11 protein-coding genes are annotated in these 11,691 nt (G+C 75.0%); 8 read left to right on the forward strand and 3 right to left on the reverse strand.

The window, feature by feature from the left end; all coding sequences use genetic code 11:
* Positions 1–2: 2 nt before the first annotated feature.
* Positions 3–1,508 carry a hybrid sensor histidine kinase/response regulator gene (locus rosag_RS06765; RefSeq protein WP_284349298.1) on the forward strand — a complete coding sequence of 502 codons (1,506 nt, stop codon included), beginning with the start codon at positions 3–5 and terminating at the stop codon, positions 1,506–1,508.
* Between the two features lie 141 nt (positions 1,509–1,649).
* Here rosag_RS06765 and rosag_RS06770 read toward each other — a convergent pair whose 3' ends face one another.
* Positions 1,650–2,279, reverse strand: coding sequence for a response regulator (locus rosag_RS06770; protein ID WP_284349299.1), 630 nt, complete (start codon positions 2,277–2,279; stop codon positions 1,650–1,652).
* Positions 2,280–2,491: 212 nt separating this feature from the next.
* Between rosag_RS06770 and rosag_RS06775 the strand changes: the two genes are divergently transcribed.
* From rosag_RS06775 to rosag_RS06785, 3 genes are all read left to right on the forward strand, one after another.
* Positions 2,492–3,073, forward strand: a complete 582-nt coding sequence (locus rosag_RS06775; RefSeq protein WP_284349300.1) for a superoxide dismutase family protein — start codon at positions 2,492–2,494, stop codon at positions 3,071–3,073.
* Between the two features lie 261 nt (positions 3,074–3,334).
* Positions 3,335–4,417, forward strand: coding sequence for a mechanosensitive ion channel family protein (locus rosag_RS06780; RefSeq protein ID WP_284349301.1), 1,083 nt, complete (start codon positions 3,335–3,337; stop codon positions 4,415–4,417).
* Between the two features lie 340 nt (positions 4,418–4,757).
* The gene (locus tag rosag_RS06785) at positions 4,758–5,153 is read left to right on the forward strand and encodes a cupredoxin domain-containing protein (RefSeq protein ID WP_284349302.1); all 396 of its coding nucleotides are present in this window, start codon (positions 4,758–4,760) and stop codon (positions 5,151–5,153) included.
* Here the strand turns inward: rosag_RS06785 and rosag_RS06790 are convergent.
* Complete coding sequence (locus tag rosag_RS06790) at positions 5,150–7,855, reverse strand: ABC transporter permease (protein WP_284349303.1); 2,706 nt, start codon at positions 7,853–7,855, stop codon at positions 5,150–5,152. The two genes, rosag_RS06785 and rosag_RS06790, sit on opposite strands and share 4 nt — an antisense overlap.
* Complete coding sequence (locus tag rosag_RS06795; RefSeq protein WP_284349304.1) at positions 7,852–8,190, reverse strand: PadR family transcriptional regulator; 339 nt, start codon at positions 8,188–8,190, stop codon at positions 7,852–7,854. Before rosag_RS06795 ends, rosag_RS06790 begins: the two co-directional genes overlap by 4 nt.
* Positions 8,191–8,443: 253 nt before the next feature.
* Here rosag_RS06795 and rosag_RS06800 point away from each other — a divergent pair, with 253 nt between their 5' ends.
* The 4 genes from rosag_RS06800 to rosag_RS06815 all read left to right on the forward strand — a co-directional run bounded on the left by rosag_RS06800 (position 8,444) and on the right by rosag_RS06815 (position 11,622).
* Positions 8,444–8,914, forward strand: coding sequence for a hypothetical protein (locus tag rosag_RS06800; RefSeq protein ID WP_284349305.1), 471 nt, complete (start codon positions 8,444–8,446; stop codon positions 8,912–8,914).
* A gap of 19 nt (positions 8,915–8,933) precedes the next feature.
* The gene (locus rosag_RS06805; protein WP_284349306.1) at positions 8,934–10,097 is read left to right on the forward strand and encodes a sensor histidine kinase; all 1,164 of its coding nucleotides are present in this window, start codon (positions 8,934–8,936) and stop codon (positions 10,095–10,097) included.
* Positions 10,094–10,969: a LytR/AlgR family response regulator transcription factor gene (locus tag rosag_RS06810; protein WP_284349307.1), complete on the forward strand. Its 876-nt coding sequence runs from the start codon at positions 10,094–10,096 to the stop codon at positions 10,967–10,969. Before rosag_RS06805 ends, rosag_RS06810 begins: the two co-directional genes overlap by 4 nt.
* 344 nt (positions 10,970–11,313) lie before the next feature.
* The gene (locus tag rosag_RS06815) at positions 11,314–11,622 is read left to right on the forward strand and encodes a hypothetical protein (RefSeq protein WP_284349308.1); all 309 of its coding nucleotides are present in this window, start codon (positions 11,314–11,316) and stop codon (positions 11,620–11,622) included.
* The last annotated feature ends 69 nt before the right edge of the window (positions 11,623–11,691 follow it).

The raw sequence follows: 11,691 nt of genomic DNA on the forward strand, positions 1-11,691 counted from the left end.
CCATGGACACGACGGACTGCACCATCCTGCTGGTGGACGACGAGGTCGCGAACCTCGACCTGCTGGAGGTGGTGCTGCGGCCGAAGGGCTATCGCCGGCTGGTGCGCGTGAGCGACGCGCGCCGGGCGATGGACGCGTTCGACGCGGCGCGGCCGGACCTCGTGCTGCTCGACCTGCACATGCCGCATCGCGACGGCTTCGCGGTGCTGGCGGACATCGCCGCGCGCGTGAGCGCCGACGCGTTCGTGCCGGTGCTGGTGCTGACGGCCGACGTCACCGCGGCGGCACGCGAGCGCGCGCTGGCGGGGGGCGCGCACGACCTCGTGCTGAAGCCGTTCGACCGCGTGGAGGTGCTGCTGCGCGTGCGCAACCTGCTGCGCACGCGGCTGCTGCACGAGTCGCAGCGCCGCGCGCGCGCGGCGGCGGAGCTGCTGGCGGACGCGGGCCGCGTGCTGGTCGCGTCGCTGGACGGCGCGACCGCGCCCGCGCAGCTGGCGGCGCTCCTGGCCGACCGCGTGGCGGACGCCTGCGCGGTGGAGCTGGTGGTGGACGGCGCGTGCGTGCGCGTGGCGGAGGCGGGCATCGGGGCGGCCGATGCGTCGTGGGAGGTGCGCGTACCGCTGCACGCGGCGGACGCGGCGCCGATCGGGTGGCTGTCGCTGGCGCGCGGCGCGACGCGCGCGCCGTTCGACGACGACGACCGCGCGCTGGCGGCGGAGGTGGCGCGGCGCGCGGGGCTGGCGCTGGAGCGCGCGCGGCTGCTGCAGGCGACGCAGGCGGCGGTGACGACGCGCGACCACGTGCTGGCGGTGGTCGCGCACGACCTGCGCGGCCCGCTGGCCGCCGTGCGCTTCGACGTCGAGATGCTGCGCGCGGCCGAGACGCTGGCGGAGCCGGACGCGCGGACGCTGGCGCGCGTGGAGCGGGCGGCGGCGCGCATGGACGGGCTGATCGAGGACCTGCTGGACGTCGCGCGGTTGGACCGCGACGCGCTGGCGCTGGAGCGCCAGCCGCAGGACGTGCACGCGCTGCTGGAGGAGGCGGCGACGACGCTGCGTCCGCTGGTGGCGTCGTACGGGCTGCGCTTCGAGGTGTCGTTCGACCTGCCGGGCGACGCGGCGCTGCCGGCGATGGACGTCGACGCGCGGCGGCTGCTGCAGGCGGTCTCGAACCTGGTGGGGAACGCGGCCAAGTTCGCGGCGCACGACGGGTGCGTGGCGCTGACGTGGACGGTGACGGACGGCGAGCTGCGGATCGCGGTGCGCGACGACGGGCCAGGGATCCCCGCCGATCAGGTGCAGCACATCTTCGGCGCGTTCTGGCAGGCGCGGCACGCGGACCGGCGCGGGCTGGGGCTGGGGCTCGCGATCGCGCGCGCCGTGGTCGAAGCGCACGGCGGGCGGCTGTGGGTGGAGAGCGTGGTGGGGGAGGGGTCGACGTTCGTGATCGCGCTGCCAATCGCGCGGTCGGAGGGGCAGGGGCTCCGTGAACTGCATCTGCAAGGATGAAAGTCTGACAAGATCTGATAACGACGGATGGCTCCGCGTGGCTGCGAGGGATCTCGCCCTCCACAGGAGCCATCCGTCGTTATCAGACGTTATCCGATCTTCATCCTTGCATGTCGTTCGGGTCCGGCGCGCCGACGCCCGTCAGCCCGCGTCGCGCAGGATCGGCCCCACGCGCGCGCGCTTCGACGTCCCGAGCTTCGCCAGCACGTGCATCGTGTGGTTGCGCGCGGTGTGCGCGCTCACGCCCAGCCGCTCCGCGAGCTCCGCGTTCGAGCACCCCTCGGCCAGCAGCCGCGCGACGATGACCTGCCGCGGCGTGAGCCCGAACCGCTCGCCGATCTGCGCGTCCGTCGGGCCCGCGGCGACGTCGGGCGTGGGCGTCGGGGCCTGCACCGCGGGCACGCGCGCCGTCGCGCGGCGCAGCAGCGCGTCCACGCGCGCCAGCAGCTCCATCGCGCTGAACGGCTTGGTGACGTAGTCGTCGGCGCCGTGCGCGAAGCCCTGCAGCTTGTCCGTCTCGTCGCGCCGCGCGGAGAGGATGAGCACCGGCGTGTCGAGCCCGCGCGCGCGCAGCTGTTGCAGCACCGTGTGCCCGTCGCGGTCCGGGAGGCCGAGGTCGAGCACGATCAGGTCCGGACGCTCGCTGGCGATCATCGCGGCCGCCTGGGCGGCGCGCGTGGCGAGCGACGTGTCGTGACCGCGGCGGCGCAGGTGGTCCTGGAGCGCCTCGGCGATCTCGGAGGTGTCTTCGACGATGAGGATGCGCGGCACGGAGCGTCGAGGAGCGGCGGCGGCCTGGTGGGACGGGGCCGCCGGATGCGCGGCCACCGGGAAGCTTAGCGGCCGCGACCATGTGGCGTCGACGCCACGACCTTCCCCATGGGCGGCGGGCCCGGCGCGCGCTATCGTAGCGGACCGCTGCGCCGGGCGATCCGCCGACGGGCGCGGGGCGGTCCCCTTCACCCACCAGCCGCGAGCATCCCATGACCCGTCCAGCCGCCGCTCTGACCGCCGTCGCCGCCGCCGCCGTGCTCCTCGCGGGCTGCCGGAGCGACGACGCCGGCATCGCCCCCCAGCAGCCGTCGGATGCCCCGTCGCTGGCGCGCGCCGCGGCGGCCTCCGGGGGCGCCACGCGCCTGACGGCGGAGATCGTCAACAGCGCCGGCGACGTGATCGGCGACGCGCGCCTCACCGAGGACGCGACCGGCACCGTGCACCTCACGGTGCACGTGAAGGGGCTGACGCCGGGGCTGCACGGCCTGCACGTGCACGCGGTCGGCAGCTGCGTCGGGCCGACGTTCACGTCCGCGGGCGGCCACTACAACCCGGCGTCGCGGCAGCATGGGCACCTCAACCCGCTCGGCTACCACGCGGGCGACCTGCCGAACCTGATCGTCAACGGGGCCGGCGTGGGGCACCTGAGCGCCAACGTCGACCAGTTCTCGCTGGCCGCGCTGCAGGACGCCGACGGCAGCGCGCTGGTGATCCACGCGAACCAGGACGACTACCGCACCGATCCGACGGGGAACAGCGGGGCGCGGATCGCGTGTGGAGTGCTGGAGTGAGGCGCTGCGGGAGGCGGGCTGCGGACTGCGGGTGCTGAGTCTGCATCCGCGCGCCGGACCCGCACTGCAACGGAAGCAAGGATAAAAATCTGAGAAGATCTGATAAGAGCGGAGGGCTCCGCGAGGCGGCGAGGAACGTCGCCCGACGCGGAGCCCTCCGTCGTTCTCAGATCTGTTGAGATCTTCATCCTTGCCATGCCGTTCGTCGTTCAGATCCGCCGTCCGCAGCGTTCGGAGTGCCGCTTGCAGGGAGCCCTCCCGATGTCGCTCCCCGACCTCCTCGGCCCGCTGCCGCCGACGCTGCGCGCGCTGGCGATCGTCGCCCTCGCGGCGCTCGTCGGCCTGCTCGCGCACGCGCTGCTCTACCGCGGGCTGCTGCGCCTGGGGCGGCGCGTGCCGGGCGTGCTGGTGTTCGACGGCGCGCTGCTGCACCGCACGCGCACGCCGATGCGGGCGTTCCTCCCGCTGCTCGCCATCCAGACGGCGCTGCCGCTGCTGCGCGCCTCGATGTCGCGGGCGGCCGAGGAGACCGCGGAGCGCGGGCTGTACGTGCTGCTGGTGGGCGCGGGCGCGTGGGTGCTGCTGGCGCTGACGCGCGTCCTCGACGACGTCGTCGAGCGGCGCTACGACATCGAGGTCGCCGACAACCTGCACGCGCGCCGCGTGCGCACGCGCGTCGGGCTGCTGCGGCGCGTGCTGGTCGTCGTCATCGTGTTCCTCGCCCTCGGCGCGGTGCTGATGCGCTTCCAGGGCTTCCGCGCGCTCGGCGCGGGGCTGCTGGCGTCGGCCGGCGTCGTCGGCATCATCGTCTCCATCGCGGCCCAGCGCCCGCTCGGCAACATCGTGGCGGGGGTGCAGCTCGCGCTGTCGCAGCCGATCCGCGTGGGCGACGCGGTCGTGATCGAGAACGAGTGGGGGACGGTCGAGGAGATCAACCTCACGTACGTGGTGGTGCGCATCTGGGACCAGCGCCGCCTCGTGCTGCCGATCAGCCACTTCTTCGAGCGGCCGTTCCAGAACTGGACGCGCTCCTCCGCGCAGGTGATCGGCACGGTGTTCCTGTACGTGGACTACACGGCGCCGGTGGCCGCCATCCGCGCGGAGTTCGACCGCGTCGTGCGCACGTCGCCGCACTGGGACGGCCGCGTCGCGCAGCTGCAGGTGTCGGACGCCAGCGAGCGCACGATGCAGCTGCGCGCGATCATGAGCGCCGGCAACGCGGGCGCCGCGTGGGACCTGCGCTGCGACGTGCGCGAGCGGATGATCGACTGGCTACAGCGGGAGCATCCGGAAGTCCTGCCACGCGTGCGGCTGGATGGAGCGGCCGGCGCTCTCGGAACCTGACGCTGCGTGCTGCGTGAACGGCCTCCGGACGCGTCGTCGCGCCGCGGAGACGGTGCCTGTTGGGGGGATGCGGATGCTCCGGATCTGAACGGATGCTTCGGATCGCCCCGCGTGGCGGCGACGCTCCCCGCACCCGCGAGGAATGATCCGTCTGATCCGTTCTCATCCGGAGCATCCGCATCCCCCAAAGGCCAAAGGGGGTCCGGCGCATCGAGGCCGGCCAAGCAGCACGGAGCACGCAGCGGGTTGGAAGGGTTGGGATGAAAGCGCGCCCCCGTGCCGTCAGCGGTCGGGGGCAGCCCATCGGCGTGGCGGCCCCGATCCCCTGCCAGGAGCTTCCATGCGCATCGCCCGCGCGCTCGTGCCGTTCGCCCTGCCGCTCGTGCTCGTCGTCCTCTCGGCCTGTGGTGGGGGCGGCAACGGGGGAGACGGCGGCACTGACTACTCGCCCGTGGAGCCGAGCGGCGGCGGCACCACCTCCACGCCGAGCACGAGCAGCGACATCCGCGTCTCGGACAACGCGTTCTCGCCCGCCGCCACCACCGTCGCGCCCGGGACCACCGTCACGTGGACGTGGGCCGCGAGCAGCGACCACGACGTCACGTTCACCGACGGCCCGCGCTCGCCCATCCAGCGCACCGGCACCTACCAGCGCACCTTCGCGACCGCGGGGAGCTTCCCGTACCGCTGCTCCATCCACGGCGCGGCGATGTCGGGCACGATCACCGTGCGCTAGTCGCGCCGCAGCGCCTCCACCGGCGGCAGCGCGGCCGCGCGGCGCGCCGGCAGCCAGCTCGCCAGCAGCGCGACGACGAGCAGCAGCGCGCACGTCGCGCCCAGCGTCAGCGGATCGGTCGGGCTCACGCCATACAGCAGGCCGCGCAGGAAGCGCGTCACCGCCAGCGCGCCCGCGAGCCCGATCGCCACGCCCGCGGCGGCCAGCGCCACGCCCTGCCGCGAGATCATGCGGCCGACGTCCAGCGGGCGCGCGCCGAGCGCGAGCCGCACGCCGATCTCGCGCTGGCGCAGGCTCACCCCGTACGCCATCACGCCGTACATCCCCACCGCGCCCAGCAGCAGCGCGACCGCGCTCGCGACGCCGAGCAGCAGCGTCGTGAAGCGCGTGCGCGCGGCGGCGGCGCGCAGCGTATCCGCCATCGGCCGCTCGTCGTACGTCGGCACCGCCGGGTCGAGCGCGTGCACCGTGCGACGCACCGCCGCCACCAGCGCCGCCGGATCGCCCGCGGCGCGCAGCGCGAGCGTGACGCTCGTGGGCGCCCACGCGGTGTCGCGCTCGAACGCGTGGTACGGCAGGTAGAGCGCCTCCTCCGCCGGCCGGTCGAGCGCCGCGAGGTGCACGTCGCCCACGACGCCGACCACGGTGAGCCACGGGCTGACGAGCCCCGCGCGCACGCGCTTCCCGATCGCGCTCTGCCCCGGCCAGTAGCGCTGCGCGAACGCGCGGCTGACGATCACCTCGGTGGAGGCGCGCGCGGGATCCTGCGGCGCGAAGGTGCGCCCGGCGAGCAGCGGCGTGCCGACCGTCGCGAACCAGTCGCGGCTGACGTGCACCTGCTCGTGCACCGGCGGCACCGCGTCGCCGACCATCGGCCGGTCCTCCACGAACACCGTGCCGTTGTTGTGGTCCTCGGAGAGCGGGAGCCACGACGTGAGCGCCGCGTCGCGCACGCCCGGCAGCGCGTCCAGCTCGCGCAGCAGGCGGTCGTGGAAGCGTGCCACCGACGCCGCGTCGCGGTAGCTCGACGGCGGCAGCGCGATGCGCACCGCCAGCACGCGCGCCGGATCGAAGCCGGGCGCCACGTCGCGCAGCCGCGCGAAGCTGCGCGCCATCAGCCCCGACGCGGCCACGAGCACCAGCGCCAGCGCGACCTGCGCCACCACGAGCGCCTTGCGCGCCGACTGGCGCCGCACGCCCGCCGTGGCCGCGCGGCCCGCGTCGCGCAGCACCGCGGCCACCGGCACGCCACGCGCACGCAGCAGCGGCAGCGCGCTCGCCGCCACCGTCGCGAACGCCGCCGCGGCCAGCGCGAACAGCAGCACGGGCCCGTCCACGCCCACCTCGCTCAGCCGCGGCAGGTCCACGCCGCTCGGCAGCGCGCGCAGCAGGCGCACGCCGGCCACCGCCAGCGCCACGCCGCCCGTGCTCCCCAGCACACCGACCACCGCCGCCTCGGCCAGGTACTGCGCGGCCGCCGCGCGCCCCGCGCCGAGCGCGCTGCGCACCGCGAGCTCGCGCTGTCCCTCCTCGGCGCGCACGAGGAAGAGGCTCGCGACGTTCGCGCACGCGATCAGGAGCACGAGCCCCGCGCCGCCCAGCAGCACCCAGAGCAGCCCGCGCACCCGGCCGACGATCGCCTCGCGCAGCGGCGCGACCACGGGCGCGAGCCGCGCCTGCGCCCACATCGCCGGCGGCACGTCGCCCGGATACTCCTCGATCACCCGCGGCAGGATGCGCGCGAGCTCCGCGACCGCGCGCTCGGGCGTGACGCCGGGCTTCAGCCGCGCGACCTGCGTGTAGTTGAAGTTGCCCGGCGACGCGGTCGCCGCGTCGAACGGGAGCGGATACCAGAGCTGCGTGCTCGCCGACGGGTACTGGAAGCGCGCGGGCATGATGCCCACGACCTCGCGTGGCGAGCCGTCCACGACGACCTGACGGCCCACGACCGACGGATCGCCGCCGAAGCGCCGCCGCCACAGCCCTTCCGAGAGCACCACCACCGGCCGCGCCCCGCGCCGGTCCTCGCCCGCGACGAAGGTGCGGCCCTGCAGCGCCGTCGCGCGCAGCGTCGGGAAGAGGCTCGCGCTGACGCCGGCCGCGACCAGCCGCTCGGCCTGCATCGCGCCGCCGGCCGTCGCGACGAGGTTCACCTCGGTGGCGCGGTGCACGCCCGTGCGCTCGAACGCCGTCGCGCGGCGCTCGTAGAGCAGGAAGCCCGCGTCCGACTGCTGGACCTCGGGCACGCCGGGGACGGCCGTCGTGTGCGTGACGGCGAGCAGGCGCTCGGGCTCGGGGAAGGGGAGCGGGCGCAGGAGCACGCCGTGCACGAGGCTGAACACCGCCGTCGCCGCGCCGATCCCGAGCGCCAGCGTCCCGATCGCGACCAGCGCGAACGCCGGACGGCGCGCCAGCGCGCGCGCCGCGAGCCGCGCCTGCCGCGCCGCCGCGCCCCACCACTCGCGGCGCGACCGCGTGCGCTCGCCCGCGGCGTCGATGGCCTCGCACTCGGCGCGCACGCCGGCCACGTCGCCGAAGCGCGCGCGCACCTCGGCCTCGGCCTGCGGGCGCGCCATGCCGAGTGCCACCAGCTCGTCGACGCGCTCCTCGATGTGGAAGCGCAGCTCCGCGTCGACGTCGCGCAGCCGCGTGGCGCGCGTGCGGCGCAGGAGCGCGAGGCGGAAGCGTCGGCGCGCGGTCACGCGCGCGGCGCGGCGAGCACGAGCCCGACCGCCTCCGTGTAGCGGGTCCACTTCGAGAGCTCGGCCGTCAGCGCGTGGCGTCCCTCGGGCGTCAGCCGGTAGAACTTCGCCTCGCGGTTCCGCTCCGTGACGCCCCACTCGGCGTCCAGCCACCCGCGCTGCTCCAGGCGGTGGAGCGCGGGATACAGCGCGCCCTCGGTGACCTGCAGCTGCGCCTGCGACGCCCGCTCGATCCAGCGCAGCACGCCGAGGCCGTGCATCGGGCCCCAGGACAGCGCCTTGAGGACGAGCAGGTCGAAGGTCCCGCGCACGAGGTCCAGCTCGGTCGATCCCATCGGTGGCTCCAAGCCTAAGGTTCTTAGGCTATGGTGCCGCCGCCCCGGCGCGAAGTCAAGGCGGCGTGACGTCCGTGCGTCGTCATCGGTCTGTCAGCGCCAGCCGGCCCGGGTCGAGCGCGCGGCTGGCGGTCCGCGGCGCGCGGCGACCCATCAGGCCCGTGCGGCGTCCATCTCGCGTCTCCGGATGACACCCGGTGCCGCGCGCGCCTACTCTGGGTGCATCACCAACCTCGAGCAGGAGCGCACCACCATGTCCGATGCCATGGATCGTCACCGGCGCCACCCGGCGCGGCTCGCCGCGACGCTCGCGGCGGCGTCCGTCGCGGCGCTGGCCGCCACCCTGTCGGCAGCCGGGACGGTCGGCGCGCAGGCCGCCGCACACGCGCCCGCGCCCGCGGCCGGCCCCGACCTGCAGGGGGTCTGGGACTTCACGATGCGCGTGGGGGAGCGGACGTCCCCCGGCTTCCTCGCGCTCGGGCCGGTCGAGCGGGGATGGGCCGGCTCGATCACGATGTACCTGACGAACACGCTGGCGATCCGCACGCTGACCGTGGACGGGGACTCGGTGCGGATGGTCGTCGCCTCGCGGGAGGGCGACGTGCGCTTCCTGGGGCGCTTGGCCGACGACGCGCGCACGATGGCGGGCATCGTGGAATACCACGGCGGCGCGCGCCTTCCGATGACGGCCACCCGCCGCGCCCTGCCCGTCGCGCCGCGCTGAGTCCCGACCCGGCTCCCGAATGGTGACGACCCGCGTGGAGGGGATGGGGAACGTCGGCGCGCCGGAGTCCGCCCCGGAGTCCCCCATGGAGCGGCGCCTCGTGCCGGTGGGGGCCGTCGTGCTGACGACGTTCTTCGCGCTCCTCTACGCGCTGCGCGGCGGCATCACGGCCATCGACCGCGGCGAGGACCCGCGCTGGGCCCAGCAGGTCGTCTGGTCGCTCGCGATGTGGTGGACCTGCCTGCCGCTCCTGCCGCCGCTCGCGGCCCTCGTCCGCCGCTTTCCGGTCGGACGCCCGCGTCCCTGGAGGAACGCCGGCGTCCTCCTGCTCGGCACGCTCGCGGCGGCGTGGCTCCGCCACGTCGTGATGAGCCCCGTCGTGGTAGCGATCAGCGGCGTCCCCGACGTCGCGGCGAGCGCGCTCGCGCGGATCCTCACCTACCTCACCGTCTTCCTCGTGATGGTCGCGCTCCTCCACGCGGTCCACTACTATCGCGCGGAGCGCGCGCGCGAGGTGCGCGAGGCCGGCCTTGCCCGCGGGCTCGCCGAGGCGCGGCTCGCGGCGCTGCGGACGCAGCTGCAGCCGCACTTCGTCTTCAACGTGCTCAATGCGGTCACGACCCTCGTGCACGCCGATCCGATGGCGGCCGACCGCATGCTCACCCGCTTCGCCGCGCTCCTGCGCGTGATCCTGCACGAGGGGACCGAGGAGCACGCGCTCGAGCGCGAGCTCGATCTGCTGGCGCGCTACGTCGAGCTGATGCAGCTGCGCTTCGGTGACCGCATCGCCGTCGAATGGGCCGTGGCCGATGCGGCGCGCGGCGCGCGCGTGCCCTTCCTGGTGCTGCAGCCGCTGGTCGAGAACGCCTACGAGCACGGGCTCGCGTGGCGCGAGACGGGTGGACGCGTGCGCATCGGCGCGGCACGAGCGGGCGACACGCTCGAACTCGTGGTCGAGGACGATGGGGCGGGGCCCGACGTGGAGGCCGGGTCGATCACCGATCGCGCGACTGCGGGAACGGGCAACGGCATCGGCCTGCGCAACACGCGCGATCGCCTCGCGCAGCTCTACGGCGCGCGCGCCTCGCTGGTGCTGGAGCGGCCGCCTGGCGGCGGCACGCGCGCGCGGGTGACGCTGCCGTTCGTCGGCGGCGCGCACGGGAACGGGGAGGCGCGTCCATGAGCGGGGGCCGCTGGAAGGTGCTGGTCGCCGACGACGAGCCCCTCGCGCGCGCGCGCCTGCGCGCGCTGCTCGCGCGCCACCCCGAGTTCGAGCTCACGGCGGAATGCGGGAGCGGTGCGGCCGTTCTCGCCGCGCTGCGCGATGGACCCGCCGACGTGCTGCTCCTCGACATCCGCATGCCGGGCCTCGACGGCATCGCGACGGTGGAGGCCCTCGCCCGGGAGGCGCCGTGGTCGCGGGAGCGCCCGCCGTGCGTCGTCTTCGTCACCGCGAGCGAGGAGCACGCGATCCGCGCGTTCGACCTCGATGCGGTCGACTACCTCGTCAAGCCGGTCGACATCGACCGCTTCGACCGGGCGATGCGGCGGCTGCTCGAGACGCTCGGGGCACCGTCGCGGACCCCCGATGCCGGCGCCCTCGCGGCGGCCGATGCCGCGCTCCGGGCCGCGCTGCAGGCGCTCCGCGGCGATGCCCCCGCACCGGCCGTCGACGCGGCGGGTGGCGCCGCCGCCCACGCACGCAATGGCGCCGGGCCGGAGGACGGGTACGCGAAGCGATTCGTGATCCGCGACGCCCAGGGGATGTACTTCGTGGCCGTCGCGGACGTCGACCGCGTGGAGGCGGACGGCAACTACGTCGCGGTCGTCGCCTGGGGGCGACGCCACCTCGTGCGCGAGTCGCTGCACGTCCTCGCCGCGCGGCTCGACCCCGCGGAGTTCGTGCGGGTGCACCGGTCGCACATGGTGCGCATCGACCGGATTCGCCGGCTGGAGCCGTGCGGCCACGGCGAGTACGAGCTGACGCTGGCGGACGGCACGCGGCTCACGTCGAGCCGGAGCTATCGGGAGCAGATGCGGCGGCTGCTCCGCTGACGCGCGCGAGAGCGCGTCGTGGCCGCGCTCGCCATGATGTGTCGCGCGTCACACGATCGCGTCTCGACATGACCGAACGCGCATGTTCGGTGTGGACGCGATGCCACAGGTGTCGTATGCTAGGCCGCGCACGACGCACTGCACGATGCATGGCGCGATGCATGGCGCGATGCATGGCGCGATGCATGGCGCGATGCATGGCGCGATGCATGGCGCGATGCGCACGTGCATCTGCTGCACGATCGTGCACGCAACGCGACACCGCACTGCGACACTGCAGCGTGGGACGCCGCGCACGGCCCTGATCCGTGCGCCCCGCCGCGCGCTCGTCACCGGAGGTTCGCATGGACGAGTGGCTGCCCGCCGTACTCGGATGCACCTGGGGACTCCTCGCCGCCGCGCGGCCCGGTGCGACGCCACGACTCGCCCGCCGCGAGCACCGCCGCCGTCCCTCGGCGCACCTCGTCCTCGCGCTCGGCGTGCTCGCGATCGGGCTGCTCGTGCCGCTCGTGAACGGCGAGCTCGCGGTCAGCGTGTGGTTCGTCGCCATGGACACGATCAGCGCCGCCGCGGGCGCCGCGATCGGCGTCGTCGCGCGGCGCCTGCAGAGCGCCCCGCTCGCGCGTCCCGCACCACGCCGCCGCATCGGCTGATCCACGCCCGCACCACCGCCCCGAGGTCGTCCGCTCTGCAGGAGGGTGTCTCATGAAGCCGGGTCGCGC

It is taken from the genome of Roseisolibacter agri (assembly GCF_030159095.1).
GTDB lineage: Bacteria > Gemmatimonadota > Gemmatimonadetes > Gemmatimonadales > Gemmatimonadaceae > Roseisolibacter > Roseisolibacter agri.